Below are 19441 nucleotides of genomic sequence, written 5' to 3' on the forward strand. Positions count from 1 at the left end.
CGTGAGCTTTTTATTCCCTAGGGGCATTTTTGTGTATAATGTCGCCAAACAACATATTAATATCATTACATTTCAATAACATAAGTTACCAATGGAGTTCAAATGGCTATAGGGATATGCAGGGTACTTTGTACCACTGTCACGCTCACGCTTGGGTTAACGGCTTGCGATAATCAGGTTTCTGATAAGTCAGCAAGTATACCCGCTTCGCGCGAGTATCAGATTATTTCTACTTCACACCTCAACGATGGTTTCGAAACTCGTAAAGTGTTGCAGGCACGATTGCTGCTGGATTACCAGTTACAAGATACAGAAGGTAAGGCGGCCAGCTTAACCACGCCACTAACCCATAATGCCCGCTTTTTTATCCAACCTAACCTGCTGCAAATTAGCGATTATGGCATGCCGATCCCGGTGAGTAATATCGACCCAAAAGCCAAATCCAATGAACTCGCTCAGTTGGTTAAAGATGGCTTTAATGTGGAATTTAACAATGGTGAAGTCCGCCAACTGACACCCATTGCCAAGATGGATCAAAAAGATATCAAGGAGTTATTTGAGCGCTGGCAAAATCTTAATAACTTGTTTAAACAAGCCCCAACCTTGCCTGTGGCGCTTGAGCCTCGCGTCGGTTATAGCACAAGCGCCCCGATGGATGGGCGCTTAACTTGGACGGTTGAGCAGGTCAGTGAAGATAAATTAATCGCCGTGTTACAAGGTGAAAAAGGCAAGTATAAGGCCTATGGCAAGTTCGAAGTTAACCGTAAAACCGGTTGGTTAGAGAGCATGGCGTTTTTTCAACGGGAAGAGCGCCAAGGCAGTACTTTCACCCACCGTACCGTGATGGCGCCTAAGGATAGGCCGTATATCATGAGCACGCTTTGGCATGCCGATGATAGATTTGATGCTGAGCGCGATAGGGATGATCGGCAAAAGGAGCTATACCGCATTAGCGAGGTACCGCAGGAGTATCGCCCCAATAATGAGGCATTTATAAAATCCTTATTACCTGATCAACAAGGTATTTTAGATAATGTTGGCCCTTGGGGTACTGATACCCCTGAAGATCTGCAATTGCGCTTTGTCCACAATATGAGCCCGCAATATGTGGAAGCCGATGTACGTTATGAGGACTTAAGCGCCTTTGATGCTAACGGCAAAGCGATTGACATTCACTTCTGGCAGCACGGTAGAGGTTGGGCGAGGAATTATAATCCCTCGATTGAATCTGCAACCGATATTATTGCGACGGGGTGGGATAACACTGCGAATAAACTCAAGCAGATAGACCATATTAATGCCAAGCTAACGCTTATCCCACAGACGAATAAGATCGTCGAAAAGTCGTGGGATGAATTGCTGGCAACACCTTACACCTTTGGCGATGCCAGCCTAACAATCCAGGTGCTCGATGCCGAGGCGAAACTGTTTAAAGTCATATCAAAACAGAGTGAGGATCAGAGTATTAACCTGCCTTTCCAACAGTTTAAAGGCATGATCGCAGATGCCCGTCGCGAAGGTAATTATCCCTCCTGGTTAACGGCGACGGAAAAGGAGCTGCTAGAACAATTAATTGGAGCCGATGAGAGCCATCACCTCACCAGCAACGCACTCTTACTCAAGCTCGATGAGACCCCAAAAACCGTGGTGTTAATCGAGAAACAACCCCAGCCGGAGTTGACTCAAACCAAGACGATTCGCTTTGTACAATTTACCGAGTACGACAAAAATCTGGCGAATCCTCCCACCGAGTTTGGTAACGCCAGCCTAGGTAGCTTCACCAATCCGACGCTAGATAGCGCTAAAAATGAGGTCAATACGATCCAAGGGATAAAACTGGTGTCTGACAATGGCCATAATCTATCTATTCCCATGTCAGCGGCTTTGGCGACCGCCTGTAAACCTGAAATAGAACAAGGTTTTAATGAGGGTAAAAATCCCGTCACTTGGCAGTTTGTTCCCAATGCCCTAAGCGGCAGTGCCTATATGTTGATGACTCCGGATCATGTGCGGCAGTTTTTCTACGATAAACAGATCAAGGGTAAGATCCGTTGCCAAGGTGATATCCATTGGCAGCCTTTAGAACTGGCCGCGACAGACCGCCCTTGGTTAATCGATTTACAATCTTGGCTGGCGCAAACGGGATATGGCAATGAGCCGAGTAGCAATCTTAACAATTACTTTAAGGTCGAAGATGCCCAAGGCAATCTGTTAAGCATTCGACTCCCCGAAAATACTGAGCTGCCGATTAACGAGGTGCTAGTCGATGGGCGCTATTTGAGTATTGCAGGCCCAGCCGCCAAGGTGAGTTATATGACGATCGCCAAAGAACCCAGCGATATCCCCTATGAATTCACCTTTAAACCTTTGCCTTAAGGAGCGGTTATGCGTCCATTTACTGTAAAACTGCTCCTAGGAGCACTCGTACTTATCAGTACCCATGCCAGTGCACAAAAGGTGTTACTCGATGCCCATTGGAAGGTTGTCAAAGATGAAAAACAGGCTCAGTACTATCTAAAACAATCGACCGAAGTGATCGACGGCCATTATAAGGCTGAGGTTTATTACAAAAACAAAGATATGCTTTTTTGCGCCAGTGCCCTCGCCGATAACAAGATCGGTAACAAACTCACCAGCGAACAATTTCGCGGTGCATATCAATGTTACTTTGAGGATGGCAAGCCGTACGAGCAAGGCTTTCGTAACGAGCAAGGCCAACTTCATGGCTTGCTTAAAAAATACATTGCCACTGGCCAACTGTATGTTGAATCGCACTATGAAAATGGTGTGAAACAAGGTCTAGAAACGGGTTATTGGAATGGTGGCAATATCCGCTACAAAACCACCTTTAAAGATGGCCAAGAAGTCGGCATCAGCGAACATTTTGGCCCCGAAGGTGAAGTCACCGCCAAGATCTGCAATGACCCAACCTGCGTGAGTCAATATTTTAATCTTGGCAAACTTAACCGTGAAGAGCATCGCGTTGATGGTCTATTGCAAGGAACTGAGACCACTTGGGGCCTAAATGGGCAAGTCATCTCGACCCAAGAGTATGTTAAAGACAAAAGACACGGTGACTATTTTGAGTATTTTGACAATGGCAACGTCAAACGCCATTACCAATATCAAGCTGATTATAAGGTTGGTGAGCAACTGACTTACTATGAAAATGGCCAAATCCAATTAAAGGAACTGACTAACGATAAAGGTGATGCCCTCCAAGCCATTGAATACGATGAACAAGGGCAAATTAAAAAAACCACCGATAGCAAATACCAAGGTAATCGCTGGGTTTATCGTAAACAGCAGCGCTTTAGTAAAGGCCAACTGATTGAGAGCACAGAAAACGACCTACTCAAAAATTGGTCACTTAGCGAAGACTACGAGCAAGGCGAATTAGTGAATCGTCGCGAGGAACTCGATAAAAAATTAACAGGCTTGTATGTCGAATCCGTCAAGAGCCGAAGTGGCACAGACGTTATCACCCGCGAGCATTTTAACGCAGGCAAGCGTGAAGGCCCCTATGAAATGGTGAAATTCGACCATGAAACGGGTAAGCGTTGGGTGGCTGAACAGGGTCAATATACCAATGACAAGCCCTCGGGCAAATGGAAGAAGCAGCAAGAAGATGCCAGCCTCACCTTTAGCTATGATGACAATGGTGAACTCCATGGCGAGTTTCGTAATGAGACAAGTTCAGGGCAACTGCTTGAATTAATAAATTTTAACCATGGAAACCCCGACGGCTTAGTGCAACGTTATGCCAACAATGGTCAACTGTATGAAAAAGGCGTATACCGCAATGGTCAACAGGATGGCGATTGGATATTTACCGATGGTGAGTACGGTTTCCGCCCAATACCCAACCCTGAAAGACGTTATTGGTATGGTCGCTTCGATCAAGGTAAACAAGTCGGCCATTGGGAACTGCGCTCATCTGAAGATTATGTGCTTCAAATCGCCAATTATGACGATCAGGGCAGGCTTGATGGTAAGCAATACGAGTTTGAGGAGCATGGCTGGATAGAGGTGATTAATCGCTACAATCATGGGCAGTTTTTGAATCAGGAAACACCGCCGCCGGTAGTGACTCCTGACCCTGTTTTCTCAACGTTTTAGCTTAATCAATTAACGTAAACCTTGGCGCAGGGCACTGCATTATGTCCTGCGCCAAAGACATAAATTCAACAGAGTAATTATATAGGCCGCAAAGGCGCTGCCTTAAGACCCAGAGCAAGGAATCAGCATGTTCTATACGCCATTTCGCTTTATCAGCCTCGCGACTGCCGCAGCCAGCCTAGTCAGTGTCCATGCTCTGGCAGCGCAAAATCTATCTTCCATGATGGTCGACATTCGCCAGCAAGACGGGATCCCCAGCTATTACAATCTCGCCACGGGCATGCCCTTAAATGGCGATATCGCCATCGTTCGCGATAACCAAGGCTATACCTTAGGGCAATTTTCTCAGGGAATACCTAATGGGAAATGGCAAGTATTTCATACTAATAACAGCAGAATCGTTGAAGGTAATTACCAACAGGGCTACCAAGATGGTACTTGGCGGCTGTTCGACTTAGATGGCACGATAACCGAAGAACAACAATTTGCTAAGGGCGTCCCCGTTGGCGAATGGAAAGAATTTAGCCCTAACGGCCATGTTAACCAAAGCACTGTCTACCAAAATGGCCAAAAATCCCAAGTTAAGCGCTTCTTCCCCAGCGGTAAATTGCAGGCACAAGAAAGTTATCTTGATAACCTGCGCCATGGTAAATGGGAAAGCTTTTATGAAAACGGCACCCTCTCCCAAAGCCAAACCTACGCCAATAACCAACTCACCGGCCCCTATCTTGAACAAAACTCCGAAGGCCAAGTGGTCGTAAGCGGCCGTTTTGATGCTGATGGTCGTCGCCAAGGATTATGGGAAACCTTTTTCGACGATGGCATCAAAGCCAGTGCCAGCCAATTTAATCTTGATAAACTTGAGGGTGAAGAACGCACCTTCTACCCCAGTGGTGAACTGGCGAGCCTGTGCCACTATCAAGCGGGGCTTCGCCACGGTAAGTGCCAGCAATTTAATGAACTTGGCAAACTCCAAGTCGAAGAGCAATACCTCAACGATGTGCTAGAGGGGCGCCAGCAATACTTTAACCTTGAGGGTGTGCTCACCAGCGATTTGAACTACAAGCAGGATATGCTCGCAGGCGTGCAAAAGTACTTTCACCCTAATGGCCAACTTAAAGAACTGCGCACCTACCAGGACTCGCAACTGGCTGATAATGGTCAATATCCGTTGCACGGCCCTTCTGAGCGATATGATGCGGACGGTAATCTTATCGAAAAAAGCAGCTACAACATGGGCTTAAAGGATGGATTATTTGAGCGCTATAACGGCGGCAAACTGCAAACCGCAGAGGTATGGAAGCTAGGTCAACGTGACGGAGAATTTCGCCGTTACCACACCAATGGCCAGCTCCGCAGCTTAGATGTTTATGTGGATGGCAAACTCACCGGCCGCTCCGAATCCTTTTACCAAGATGGCACAGTCAATGAGCGCGGCGAGCGTATCGAGGGCGCTTGGGTCGGTAAATACGAGTCTTTTTATGATAATGGCAAACCGAAAGAACTTGCTCACTATGCCCGCAGCAAAGCGGATAACAGCAATAGTTATCCCCTCGACGGCCACTTTAGCCGTTGGTACTACAATGGCGACCTTAATGAAGAAGGCGAATATAAAGCAGGCTTAAAAGAAGGCCTTTGGGTCCAATATGCTTCTGGCCTTAAGCAAAAAGAACAAACCTTTGTTAACGGCAAACTCAATGGCGATTACGCCGAATATTACCAAGGTCGCCGCCGCGTCACCGGCCAATACGAGGATAATCAAAAAACTGGCCTGTGGATTGATTACCGCTATGAAGCCAAAGATCCAACCTACGGCGCGATCCCCGAGGGCAATATCAGCCAAAAAACCTACTGGAAAGATAATAAACGCCACGGCACTAGCGAGTACTACAGCTTTAAACAAGTGGTTTATCGCTTAGAAACCTATGATAACAATGATAAAACGGGCACCTATGCCGAATATTATCCCAATAATGGCCAGCTTAAACTTAGCGGCACTATGGATAAAGGCCTGCAAACAGGATTATGGGAAAGCTGGTATGAGGATGGCATTTTAGCCGCCAGCAGCGAATTTTTAGATAATCAGCAGCATGGCAGCAGCAAAGAGTATTACAGCAATGGCCAGCTCAAACTCGAAGCCCAATACACAAAAGGCGAACTCGACGGCGAGCGCAGGGAATACCATCAAAATGGTAACCCTAAACTGAGTGAAACTTGGCTAAAGGGTCAAAAAGAAGGTGAAGCTAGCTATTATCACGTCAATGGCAAACTCGCCGAACAAGGCACTTATCTGAAGGATCGCAGGGAAGGCTTATGGCAACAGTTTTGGCCCAATGGCGAAAAACGCAGTGAAGGCAGCTATATAGCCGATCGCCAAGCGGGTGATTGGAATCATTACGATCAGCTCGGCAAGTTGATCAATACCGAGCACCATGGCTAAGAAATTACGTTAGCTTGCATGCAGTTTGCCTAGTTTGTGACTCGCAAAATCGGCTAAGCAAAAGGTATTAATCGATAACTGGGGTTTTGAATAAAAAAGCGATCTCGCTCAAAATTTTATGCCTAACCCCAAATCTAAAAGAATATTCATGCAAAGTGTGCCATAACCAATGTCTATACTAACGGCCTTTTTCCGCTTTGGATCAACTGCCTATGAAGACATTTATCAAAGACGAATTTGCCCTGCTACTCGGAATACTCACGTTAGTATTCTTCAAGACTGGCGGTGAAAGTTTGCTCGCCGATGGCACGGCTCTCTCAACCTATATTCCCGTTTCACTCGCCCTACTCGGAGTGGTAACTTGGGCGATTTTCTCCGTGGTGCGTCACTCGGATGCGCTTGCCATCAAGCTCGGCGACCCTTACGGTACCTTGATTTTAACCCTGTCGGTAATTTCGCTCGAAGTGGTGATGATTTCTTCGGTGATGTTAACGGGCGAGCCAAATCCAGTGATGGCAAGGGATACCATGTTTGCCGTAGTCATGATTATTACCAATGGCTTAGTTGGTATCACTCTGCTACTTGGTGGCTGGCGCTATCACACTCAGCACTTTAATTTAGATGGGGTGAAATCCTATTTAGTGGCGATTATTCCCCTCGCCCTGCTCTGTTTAGTGCTACCTAACTTTACCGAGGGCGGCACCATTGGCAGCATGTCCAAGCCCATGTCTTGGATGCTCATCATCATCTCGATTTTGCTCTATGGCATCTTTTTGGTGATCCAAACTAAGAGCCATAGCCACTTCTTTGTCGATGCCGACCACGAGGACCACGAAGAGCATCACGGCATACTGCGCAGTAATATCTACCACACTATGCTGTTGATTGGTTATTTGCTGGTGGTGATTCTGCTCGCCAAAACCCTTGCTATGCCCATTAATTACAGCGTGGCCTCTCTCGGGGCGCCGCCAGCACTGGGCGGCTTTATTGTCGCCTGTTTGATCTTATCTCCAGAGGCCGTAGGTGGCTTTAAGGCTGCACTCAATAATCAACTGCAGCGGGCGATGAACCTCTATTTTGGTTCAGTGCTCGCCACCATAGCTCTCACCGTGCCCGCAGTATTGATTGTCGGAAGTGTGATAAATCAAGAGGTACACTTAGGCCTTTCTGCGGCGGATATGGTGCTTTTAGCCACCAGTTTAATGGTCTGCAAAGTCAGTTTTAGCAGCGGTAGAACCAATGCTCTCCATGGTGCGACCCATATAGTGCTGTTTATTGTGTACCTTTTCCTGATGTTTGAGCACGCCTAAATACCGCTTACATTTAATAGTAAAACCCATTAGCCGAGGTTTTACCTCGGCTTTTTATTGGCCTGCGGTTGCATCTTATTTGGCCGTAGCAGGCTCCCAAGCAATAATCCACAGCCCAAACCGCCAAGATGCGCGGCATTATCCACGCCGCCAAAGAGCCCCATCACAAGACTTGCAGTAACAAATAGGGTCAGATTCAGAGCAAGTGGCATATTGTCCGCCAAGGGCAATAAGCCCAACCAAATCCACATGATCAACACCCCAAATAATCCCATAATGGCACCCGAGGCACCGATACTGATCATCGCCTCATACCAGCTAATACTGGCAATGCTCGCCACTAAACCACAACATAAATAGACCCCGAGTAAACGCCATTTACCCAGCAGCGGCTCCAAAAACATCCCCGCAAAAAACAGTCCGTATAAGTTAAAAACCAAATGCATCAAGCCGCCATGTAAAAACACATTGCTGATCAACCGCCAAACTTGTTGATCCAAAACCAACTGGCGAAGGTTTGCGCCCCAATCGAGCAACAGACTGTTTGGAAAGGCGATAACGTGCTGGCTAGCAAAAGCCATCAACACAAATATCAAGCTATTGATATAAAGCAAGATAGGCGTGATAACAAAACCCTGCCTAGGTTTAAATTCTGCCAAAAAGCCATAAAGCTCTGCCTTAGGTTTTTCTATGCTTAGCTGCGCCGCCTTAGACGCCTGCGTTTCATCCAGTTTTAGCATCAGAATCATCAACAACCACAGAATGGCCCCAAAGCTTAACCAGGCGATAATCCACGCTAATTTATGGCCATTACGCGCCTCGAAGGGCTTATTCACTGGCATCAAGACAGTTTGATAACCATCGAAATACACTGAGCTTTTTTGGGCAGCGGTCAGTAGCTGAGTGTAGCGGGTCGACGGACCGATACGGTCAAGATAGACAAAGTCTTCAGGCTTAAAGGCATTAAAATCGTGCTGGCTCTGATGAATAAACTCTTGAAATAGCGCTTCTTTCTGCTGCGGTTCGAGTCTATTACTGATCGTTTTCTCATAAACTTTGCCATACCATGCCAAGGCTTTAGCACCAACCAACCAACTCTCGTTACGTTTAGCAAATATCGGCATCGCAATATACAGGCTCATACGCAGCTCACTATTACCTTTGCCAATCGGCTCAATATTGCGCTGTACGCCGATATGTTTTTTATCGATATAAAACTGATTTAATTGGTAATACTTGGTTTGCGGCTGGTGCAATAGTGCATTGATGGACTCGAGTTGAGTCAATTTGCCCGTTGCGCTATTAAGGTATTCCTGCGCCACGATAGTGGGCACGGCTAGCAACAGCACGGCAATCACAAAATAGATAAAACGGCTATTACTCTTGGTAAAGCGGAATAACTTAAGCCGAGGTCTTAAGTAGAAAAACAGCAAGGGCCAAGGCAATATCAGCGGCAGCCAAAAATTGATCATCGATTCGTCAATGCTCAGCAGTTGGAACTCGATAATCAACAACCAATGGAGCAAGCTGTAGCCAGAGACAAATAGCAGGCAGAGCAGTATAAAGGGCACATAGATCAACTGGAGTTTTTTTAAGACTAACGCCACACGCATATCATCCTTGAGAGAAAAAACCTGCCAATAATACGGTGTATCGCCACACAACGCACCCTCTACGGGGTGATTAATTGACTTTTAGTTAAGCCTATCAATCATCTACAACACAAGTGCTAGAAAAATGACAATAAAAAGGCCAGAACGATTCTGGCCTAAAAACGGTCAACCTATCCTGTGACGGGACATGGATAAGCAGGAAACGCCTGCCTTAGGTCTCGCTGACCTTAGCAAATTGCTGCTGATTGCGCTGCTTCTTATATTGCTTAGCATCCGCGGGGATCGGAGTGACTTTGCCTGTTTCTAACCAAGTACGTAAACGGTTAGCATCGGCCATATGGGTATACTTACCATAGGCATCGAGCACAACAAAGGCCACTTGGCGTTTGGCCATTTCGGTACGCATCACTAAGCAGTGCCCTGCTTCATTGGTAAAGCCCGTTTTAGTGAGGTGGATATTCCAGTTATCTTTATAAACCAAGCGATTGGTATTTCTAAAATCGAGGCTGTACTTTGGTTTGCCAAAGGTTACGGTTTTCTTTTCGGTCGAGCTTAACTGGCCTAACATGGGATAGCCTTCGCTAGCCTTTAGTAACACCACCAAATCCCGCGCGCTCGAGACGTTCTTCTCTGACAATCCAGTAGGCTCTACATAGCGAGTGTTTTTCATCCCTAGGGCTTTCGCCTTAGCATTCATCGCTTTAATAAAAGCTTTATGGCCACCGGGATAATGGTGGGCAAGACTTGCGGCGGCACGGTTTTCAGATGACATTAATGTCAGCAATAACATTTCTTTACGGCTAATTTCACTGCCAATACGCACCCGCGAATATACGCCGCGCATTTCCTTAGTATCATTGATATTGATAGTAAGCTTTTCATCCATAGGTAACTTAGCATCTAAGGTCACCATCGCGGTCATTAGCTTAGTCACAGAGGCAATGGGCCTTACGGCATCGGGATTACTGGAATAGAGAATTTCATTAGTTTTAAGATCAACGACTAATGCACTATTAGCTGCCACCTCCTGCTTAGCAGGGGCTTTTTTAGCAGAAGTTGCTTTAGTTGCGGTGCTTTTTGTAGTGACAGAGGCCGAATCGGCTGAATGCGCTGTCGCGGCAACAGTTAAACTGCTGCATACCAAGATAAAACTACCAAGCAGAGAAGGGATCTTCATGTAGAATTCACTGAGTCGTTAATAAGTCGAATGTGCTACGGCACAGGGTTGAGGCTAAGTATAAGAGGTATATGCCGAAAGGAATAGAACTGAACACGACTTTTATCAGCAATATCAGCACTTTTTACACTCACTTTATGAGAAAAATCTTAATTTTGAGCCAACAAACACATCAGAGTAAAAGTGCCTATTAACAAACAATCGTAAATCGGCAATCATAAAAGCTAAAAAAGATTTAATATTCAGAATGATAAACTAAATACATTTGGCTTATCGAGATTATTAATCACCTATTCATTGATGTGCAGACAAGCCGCCATTTCGATAAAAGCCTTAGCAAACGATCCGAATGGAAGATAGAGCTACCTTTCTTAATTTCCTCAAGCTCTATAGCCATAACATTAATGAGTTTAAAACACCTCAATAGTGAAAAATGAAATATTGCCAATGAAGCTCATCACAAAAACCAACAACTGGCGCAACAAAATCACACTTTAAATTACAAACAGATAGCGGGCCGATACAAGTTAAGCTATATTGCGCAACATCAAGGATAGTAGGTTTAGCTTACTGATTAAATAGCACTTTTTACTAATCATTTGCCATATGAAATCACGTAGGCTTGTGTCAGGATGATGTTTTTTCTGTTCATCCCCCGCCCCCCCTTTCCTTGAAAACAGGAGTTAATACCGAGCTAATCAGTATTAATGGATATAGAGAGCCGACTCCACAGGCTTGTTATTATTTTTAAATTAGGGATTGATGATGTTAAAAAAACTACTTACCCCCATGTTAGCTATTTGCCTATTTCTGACTGGTTGTGCTTCAGTGCCGATGGCATCACAGGAAGAAGATGCCAAATTAAAAACATTCCAAAAACCAGCTGACAATAAAAGCGGTATCTATGTTTACCGTAATAGCTTTGCTGGACAAGCACTGAAGAAAAATATCTACATTAACGGCAATCTAATTGGTGAGTCAGCAAACAAAGTTTATTTTTACAAAGAAGTTGATCCCGGTGAGCAAAAGTTATCGACCGAATCTGAATTCAGCGAAAATGATTTAACAGTGAAAACAGAAGGGGGTAAAAACTACTTCTTCGAGCAATATATCAAGATGGGTGTATTTGTGGGTGGTGCAGGACTAAAAGCAGTCTCAGATACCGAAGGCATGAAAAACGTTCAAGAATGTAAACTGGCAAAATAGCTATTGCTCCCCCCTTGAATCGCCCATAAAAAACCAGCCAAAAGGCTGGTTTTTTAAATTCATCCAATGCCATTGGGTCGCAGGTTTTATCTGCAACCCGATACAGCAATTAAGCCTGTGGGCGCATCGCTGGGAACAGGATCACGTCACGGATAGTGTGAGTGTTAGTGAATAACATCACTAAACGGTCGATACCAATACCTTGACCCGCTGTTGGCGGTAAACCGTGTTCCAGCGCAGTGATATAGTCTGCATCGTAGAACATGGCTTCGTCGTCACCCGCGTCTTTGGCATCAACCTGCGCCTTAAAGCGGCTATCTTGATCTTCAGCATCGTTTAATTCGCTGAAACCGTTAGCCACTTCACGGCCACCGATGAAGAATTCAAAACGGTCGGTAATGAAGTGATTGTCATCGTTACGACGTGCCAGTGGCGAAATGTCCGCTGGGTAGCCAGTGATGAAGGTCGGTTGCATTAACTGCCATTCAGCAGTTTCACCGAAGATTTCTTCTAATAGTTGACCACAGGTCCAGAACTTCTCGATCTTGATGCCTAGGCTGATAGCCAGTTCACGCATGAATTCAAGATCTTTCACTTGCTCGTAAGTCATGGCTTGGATAGTCGCGTTGTCAGGATTGTACTTCTGAATCGCTTCTAACATGCTTAAACGGGCATATGGGCCACCGAAATCGACCGTGTGCTCGCCGTATGGCATTTGCGCGCTGCCTAACAGTTCAATCGCGATAGAGCTTAACAGTTCTTCGGTTAAGTCCATCAGATCTTTGTAGTCAGCATAGGCCATATAGAATTCCATCATAGTGAATTCTGGGTTATGGCGTGGCGACAAACCTTCGTTACGGAAGTTACGGTTGATTTCGAACACACGCTCAAAACCACCTACCACTAAACGCTTGAGGTATAACTCTGGCGCGATACGCAGGTACATTGGCATGTCCAGCGCATTGTGGTGAGTGATAAATGGACGGGCTGAAGCACCGCCTGGGATCACGTGCATCATTGGGGTTTCAACTTCCATGAACTCTTTTTTGATCATGAAGTTACGGATTGCAGCAACCACTTTTGAACGCATTACGAAGGCTTGACGAGATTCTTCGTTAACGATTAAGTCCACATAACGTTGGCGGTAACGGGTTTCTTGGTCGGTTAAGCCGTGGAATTTTTCAGGCAAAGGACGCAGTGCTTTAGTCAGCAGTTGGTACTCTTCCATGTTCACGTACAGATCGCCTTTACCAGACAAGTGCAACTGACCAGTTACGCCGATGATGTCACCGATATCCAGACCTTGGTAACGCTCCTTCAGATCTGCCTGTACACCCTTTTCAGCATAAGCTTGGATGCGACCAGACACGTCTTGGATCACCAGGAATGGGCCACGTTTTGCCATGATACGGCCAGCGATGCTGGTTCTAAAACCTAAGGCTTCGAGTTCTTCCTTAGTGTTTTGACCGTATTTTTCCTGCAACTCAGCCGCTTTATGGGTGCGACGGAACGTATTAGGGTGAGCATTAGCGCTGCAGTTCGGGCGAATGCTGTCTAGCTTGGCACGACGCTCGGCAATCAGTTTGTTTTCATCTTGTACTTGTTCAGTCATCTTATTTCTCGTCTATACCTTTGAATTAATTACAGCCCTGATTTCAAACTGGCTTCGATAAACTTGTCCAGATCGCCATCGAGTACCGCTTGGGTATTGCGCGTCTCCACGCTAGTGCGTAAGTCTTTAATACGGGAATCATCCAATACATAAGAACGAATTTGGCTGCCCCAACCGATGTCAGATTTGGCATCTTCGGCGGCTTGCTTTTCGGCATTTTGCTTATGCATTTCTAATTCGAACAGTTTGGCTTTTAACTGTTTCATCGCCGAATCTTTGTTCTTGTGCTGTGAACGGTCGTTCTGGCACTGCACTACCGTGTTGGTCGGTAAGTGGGTAATACGTACCGCAGATTCGGTTCGGTTAACGTGCTGACCACCAGCACCCGAGGCGCGGTATACGTCGATACGTAAGTCAGCAGGGTTGATATCGATAGTGATATCGTCATCAATCTCAGGGTAAACGAATACCGAGCAGAAAGACGTATGGCGACGACCCGATGAGTCAAATGGCGATTTACGCACTAAGCGGTGCACGCCAGTTTCGGTACGTAACCAACCAAAGGCATATTCACCGGTAAACTTAATGGTCGCGCCCTTAATACCAGCCACGTCACCGTCGGTCACTTCCATCAGCTCAGGACTGAATCCGTGGGCTTCACCCCAACGCAGATACATACGCAGTACCATGTTGGCCCAATCTTGCGCCTCTGTACCACCACTGCCCGACTGAATGTCTAAGTAACAGTTTGAGGCGTCCTGTGGACCAGAGAACATACGGCGGAATTCGAGTTCGGCCAAACGGCTCTCTAAATAATCCAGCTCTTTGGTGGTTTCATTGAAGGTGTCTTCGTCTTCTTCTTCGATGGCAAGCTCAAGTAGACCTTCAACGTCTTCAAGACCTGAGTCCATATCATCGATAGTTTTTACGACGGCTTCGAGGCTGGCGCGCTCTTTACCTAGGGCTTGAGCACGTTCTGGCTCGTTCCACACCTCAGAACTTTCAAGTTCACGGCTGACTTCTTCTAGACGCTCATGCTTAGCATCGTAGTCAAAGATACCCCCTAAGAAGCTGCGTACGCTCGGCAAGCTCCTTAATTTTGAATTTTACTGGATTAACTTCAAACATGGATTTTTAACTTCGCTTATTTTTGCCGTTTTAATGGGTTTCCCATCAAAGCAGGCGGCGCTTAACGGTAATTGCAACCGCGCATTTTAACCTAACAACGCTGGTAAACCTAGGGCGTGATAGCGTTTCACTGCGATTTTATCAGCATAAAAAGCACCGTTAGGGTCGGCAGATTAACAAACAAAGCCGAGTTAAGACTGTGATCTTACATGAAATTGCCAGCTTGACGCCCCAATTCAATTAAAAATTGAGTTTACTAAACAGTGATAATCACTAAAAACTGCATAGGATTAAACAAGATACAGATAAAACACATATAAAATGCTGAGATAATCACAGTATTCCACCAATAAACTTTCATCAGCGCACAGTCTGACGCCTGTTTGTGATGACAGCAGCAATTTAGCATCAAACTTCCCTCGACCATAAGCGTCTTCTAAAGCGCTCTAGTTATACTCAAATCCACCTTAAGCCTGCCATGCAGCAAGCACCCTACAAATATAAAAGGCCATGGGATGATAGAACTTCGAATCGATAATCAGATAGTCTCGGCCGAGCCGAGCGATAACCTATTACACGCAGCCCGTAAGGCGGGTATTGCTATTCCCAGCCTGTGCGATCCCACTGACGCCTCACGGCAATTGGACACGCAAGCCCATGCCGAAAAGCAGGACTGTAACCTCTGTCTGGTGCAAATCGAAAATAGCGATGCCAGTCTGCGCTGCGTTAAAGCCTGTGAAACCCCAGCCCAAACAGGCATGAAGGTCATCACCCAATCGGCGTTTTTAACCAAACAGCGCCAAGCGGCACTGAACACCATCTTGAGTGATCACTTTGCCGATTGTGAAGCGCCCTGCCAACAGGCCTGCCCTGCGGGGGTCGATGTACAAAGCTATCTCTACCACATTGCCCAAGGTGACCACACCCAAGCGATTAAAGTCATTAAAGACACTCTGCCACTGCCGCTGTCGATTGGCCGTGTCTGCCCCGCGTTTTGCGAAACCGAATGCCGCCGCGGCCTCGTCGACGACCCTATTGCCATCCGCCAACTTAAGCGCCACGCTGCCGATTTAGATTTAGCCGATGACGAGCACGGCAATAGCTATCAACCGCCACGCCTCGCAGACACGGGTAAGAAAATTGCCATTATAGGCGCAGGCCCTGCGGGCTTAAGTGCGGGTTATTATCTTTCGAATCAAGGGCATAATGTCGAGATATTTGAAGCCATGCCCAAGGCGGGCGGTTGGCTGCGCTACGGTATTCCCGAATACCGTTTACCCAAGGCGATTCTCGATAAAGAAATCGAGCTGCTGAGTCGTAATGGTTTAATCATTCATACCCAGACTCGACTCGGCCATGAGGTTCACTTAGCCCAGTTGGTCACCGACTTCGATGCGGTGTGCCTTGCGATCGGCGCCCAAAAAGCGGTGCCAATGAATTATAAAGGCTCGGAGCTGGCGGGCTGTTATCTTGGAGTAGATTTTCTTAAGGCTCATTGCCTCGATAAGCAACTGAAGTTGGGTAAAAAAGTCGCAGTCATCGGCGGCGGCAATACCGCCATCGATTGTGCTCGTACAGCGGTACGTGAAGGCTGCGATGTTACCTTAATCTACCGCCGTACCCGCGCCGAAATGCCCGCCGAAGCCTACGAAGTACACGAGGCCGAAGTTGAAGGAGTAAAATTCCACTTCTTAACCAATCCCATTGAAAATCATAGTGATGCCAATGGACATGTACAGTCGGTTACCTTCAGCAAAATGGCGCTCGGCGAAGCTGATGCTTCAGGCAGACGCGCCCCCGTGGACACTGGGGAAACCTTTACCGAAGCCTTCGACACTGTTATCGCCGCCGTCTCGCAGGCACCAGACCTGAGCTTTATGCAAGATCCCATGGGGCAACTCAGCCATGGCGAGCTGGCACTCAGTCGCTGGAACACCCTCATTGGTTGTGAGCAAACCATGTCATCGGGTGTGGAAAAACTGTTTGTGATGGGCGATGCCCGCCGCGGCCCAGCCACCGCGGTTGCCGCCATTGGTGATGGCCGGAAAGCGGCAAAAGCCATTGATAAAATGCTTCAAATTGGCCTTAGCTGTGATTTACATGCCCACGATTTTAACTCGGTAAAAACCATTCCGAGCGCCCTTAAGCAAGCAAAAACAACATCAGAAGCCGCACCAACGCTTTATCCCCATACGCCACGTCAGCCCCGCTTGAAAATGCCCGAATTAACAGCACTACAACGGCTGCTGAATTACAGTGAAGTCGAATTGGGCTTTCCCACAGATGCCGCTATGCAAGAGGCGGCGCGTTGCCTTGAGTGCGCCTGCCAGGCCAATACCGACTGTAAACTAAGGGATTACGCTACGGATTACGGTGTTGAGAGCAAAAGCTTATCCACTGAAAATGCACGGCATTTCAGCGTAGATAAGAGTTCACCCTTTATTCAATTCGATGCTAACCGTTGCATTAGCTGCGGCAAATGCGTTGATGTGTGCCAGCAGCAGAGCGGCCACTGCGCCATCCAATTTACCGAAGATTCCTATCAGGCGCTGCCACAGGAAATCAGTCAAAGCCTCGTGCGCCGCGCGCCGAGAGTTGGCTTTAGCGCGAGCATGGCCGATAGTCGCTGTGTACAATGTGGCAACTGCGTGCAGGTGTGTCCCACTGGCGCACTGGTCGATGCGCGGGACAAACGCCAAGGCGATAAAACAGCACTTAAAACCGCCTCGACGATTTGTACTTACTGCGGTGTAGGCTGTCGTCTGGATCTTAAAATTGACCCTAACACCAATCGCATTCGCCATATCGAAGGCAATAAAGACTCGGTTGTTAACCAAGGCATGTTATGTGTTAAAGGGCGTTTTGGTTTCGATTTTATTCACAGCGACAAACGCCTCACGACACCATTAATACGTAAAAATGGCGAACTACAACCTTGTAGTTGGCCCGAAGCCATCGCTTATGTGGCGAAACGCTTAACCGAGATAAAACAGCAAGATGGCAGCAATGCGATCGCTAGTCTCGCCTCTGCCAAAGCGACTAACGAAGATAACTTTGTGCTGCAAAAGTTTGTCCGCAGCGTTCTTGGTACCAATAATATCGATCACTGCGCCCGCCTATGCCACTCATCGACGGTAACGGGCTTACAACAGAGTATTGGTAGTGGCGCGATGACCAATGATATTCCAAGTATTAAGGACTCGGATGTTATCTTTATCATCGGTTCAGACACCACCTGCGCCCACCCGATTATTGCCTCAAAAATCCAGCAGGCGGTAATGCAGCACGGCGCACGATTAATCGTGGCCGATCCTAAACGCGTAGGCATAGCAGAAAAGGCCGAACTCTATGTTGCCCACAGACCGGGCACGGATGTGATGCTATTAAACGCCATTATGGCGGAGATTATTCGCAATAATTGGCAGGATAAAGACTATATTGCCGAGCGTACCGAAGGCATTGAGGCACTGTATGCCGAGCTTGCCAAGGAGGACTATTCCCTTGAAAACGCGGCACTAATCACAGGCGTTAAGGCTGAGAATATCGCCCGCATCGCGCGTACCATAGGCACTGCACAAAAAACGGCAGTTTACTACGCCATGGGCATCACTCAGCATACGACAGGCCACGATAACGTCACCGCCATTTCTAACCTGCAACTACTCTGCGGCAATATCGGAGTATCAGGGGCGGGTATCAATCCGCTACGCGGCCAGAGTAATGTGCAAGGGGCTTGTGATATGGGTGCATTACCCAACTACTTCACAGGCTATCAAAAGGTCACGGATATTCATGCCAGAATGCGCTTCGAAAACCACTGGCAAACGCCGTTATCGGGGGAAATTGGCGTCACGGCAACCCACATGATGCACGACATTGCCAAGGGCAAAATCAAAGCCTTATATGTGATGGGTGAAAATCCAGTGCTGAGCGATCCCGATCAAGCTCATGTGCTTAATGCACTGAGTCAAATTGAGTTTCTGGTAGTGCAGGATATCTTTTTAACCGAGACGGCCGAGCTTGCCCATGTGGTCTTGCCCGCCGCCGCATTCGTAGAAAAACGCGGTCACTTTACCAATACCGAACGTCGGGTACAACGACTCGAGCAAGCGCTTGCCTCACCGGGGGAAGCCTTATCCGATTGGCAGATCGTACAAGCGCTCGCTAATGCCATGGGCGCAAACTGGGATTACAAAGATGAAGAGGCTATTTGGGCTGAAATCAATGTATTAACACCCCAGTATCGCGGTATTCGTTGGGAGAGATTAACCACAAGTGCAGAGGGTAAAGTGCCTCAGGGTATTCAATGGCCCTGTCCGGATGAAAATCATCCGGGGACACCGATTATGCACCAGAGTCAATTCACCCGCGGTTTAGGCTTATTTACGCCCGTCAGTTATCGTCTTCCCGCCGAAATGCCCTGCAACGAGTATCCACTGACGCTATCGACGGGGCGGCTCTTGGAACAATTCCACACAGGTACACTCACCCGTAAAACACCGGGACTGGATTTACTCGGCGCACCTAAAGTGATGATTTCAGTCTATGATGCCGAGCAACTCGGGATAAATAATGGCGACAGAATTAGCCTTATCACCCGCCGCGGAGAGATTGAAATCGATGCCTTTGTGACTAAACGCGCCCAAGCCGGTGTACTGTTCTTGCCGTTCCATTTTGTCGAAGCCGCAGCGAACAAACTCACCATCAATGCCTTAGATCCCGTGGCTTATATCCCTGAATATAAGGTTTGCGCAGTAAGAGTTGAAAAGGTGACTAAGCGGGTTATCGAACCAGCCTAAACAGATATTTGGGGATACGACTCAATAAATGGATATA

Annotated in this window: 10 protein-coding genes; 6 read left to right on the forward strand and 4 right to left on the reverse strand. The window is 47.1% G+C overall.

All coding sequences use genetic code 11. The features are described 5' to 3' along the window. Positions 1–102: 102 nt before the first annotated feature. The 4 genes from CEQ32_RS11515 (at position 103) to CEQ32_RS11530 (ending at position 7869) form a co-directional block, all read left to right on the forward strand. A complete protein-coding gene (locus CEQ32_RS11515; RefSeq protein WP_088586051.1) occupies positions 103–2376 on the forward strand; it encodes a hypothetical protein in 2274 nt (757 codons plus the stop codon). A 9-nt stretch (positions 2377–2385) separates the two neighbouring features. Next, entirely contained in the window at positions 2386–4119 is a 1734-nt protein-coding gene (locus CEQ32_RS11520; RefSeq protein ID WP_088586052.1) for a toxin-antitoxin system YwqK family antitoxin, read from the forward strand. Between the two features lie 127 nt (positions 4120–4246). Then, positions 4247–6559, forward strand: a complete 2313-nt coding sequence (locus CEQ32_RS11525) for a toxin-antitoxin system YwqK family antitoxin (protein ID WP_088586053.1) — start codon at positions 4247–4249, stop codon at positions 6557–6559. Positions 6560–6771: 212 nt separating this feature from the next. Further along, positions 6772–7869: a calcium:proton antiporter gene (locus CEQ32_RS11530; RefSeq protein WP_055648638.1), complete on the forward strand. Its 1098-nt coding sequence runs from the start codon at positions 6772–6774 to the stop codon at positions 7867–7869. Between the two features lie 41 nt (positions 7870–7910). Here the strand turns inward: CEQ32_RS11530 and CEQ32_RS11535 are convergent, their stop codons facing one another. Together CEQ32_RS11535 and pbpG are read right to left on the reverse strand one after the other, a co-directional pair. Next, positions 7911–9482 carry a rhomboid family intramembrane serine protease gene (locus CEQ32_RS11535; protein ID WP_088586054.1) on the reverse strand — a complete coding sequence of 524 codons (1572 nt, stop codon included), beginning with the start codon at positions 9480–9482 and terminating at the stop codon, positions 7911–7913. A 211-nt stretch (positions 9483–9693) separates the two neighbouring features. Next, the gene (pbpG, locus tag CEQ32_RS11540) at positions 9694–10659 is read right to left on the reverse strand and encodes a D-alanyl-D-alanine endopeptidase (RefSeq protein WP_037414829.1); all 966 of its coding nucleotides are present in this window, start codon (positions 10657–10659) and stop codon (positions 9694–9696) included. 765 nt (positions 10660–11424) lie between these two features. Between pbpG and CEQ32_RS11545 the strand changes: the two genes are divergently transcribed. Beyond that, on the forward strand, positions 11425–11865 hold the full coding sequence (locus CEQ32_RS11545; RefSeq protein ID WP_037428736.1) for a DUF2846 domain-containing protein: 441 nt from the start codon (positions 11425–11427) through the stop codon (positions 11863–11865). A 109-nt stretch (positions 11866–11974) separates the two neighbouring features. Here CEQ32_RS11545 and lysS read toward each other — a convergent pair whose 3' ends face one another. Both lysS and prfB read right to left on the reverse strand, forming a co-directional pair. Continuing rightward, positions 11975–13477: a lysine--tRNA ligase gene (gene lysS, locus CEQ32_RS11550; protein ID WP_047538282.1), complete on the reverse strand. Its 1503-nt coding sequence runs from the start codon at positions 13475–13477 to the stop codon at positions 11975–11977. Positions 13478–13506: 29 nt separating this feature from the next. Further along, positions 13507–14605, reverse strand: a protein-coding gene (gene prfB / locus CEQ32_RS11555) for a peptide chain release factor 2 (protein ID WP_164925631.1) whose coding sequence is annotated in 2 segments (ribosomal slippage) — positions 13507–14529 and positions 14531–14605 — 1098 coding nt in all. Because the reading frame shifts where the segments join, the coding sequence is not laid out codon by codon here. A gap of 515 nt (positions 14606–15120) precedes the next feature. Here prfB and fdhF point away from each other — a divergent pair. Beyond that, positions 15121–19404, forward strand: coding sequence for a formate dehydrogenase subunit alpha (gene fdhF, locus CEQ32_RS11560; RefSeq protein ID WP_088586055.1), 4284 nt, complete (start codon positions 15121–15123; stop codon positions 19402–19404). Positions 19405–19441 lie beyond the last annotated feature (37 nt).

This window comes from Shewanella sp. FDAARGOS_354 (assembly GCF_002209245.2).
Taxonomy (GTDB): domain Bacteria; phylum Pseudomonadota; class Gammaproteobacteria; order Enterobacterales; family Shewanellaceae; genus Shewanella; species Shewanella xiamenensis.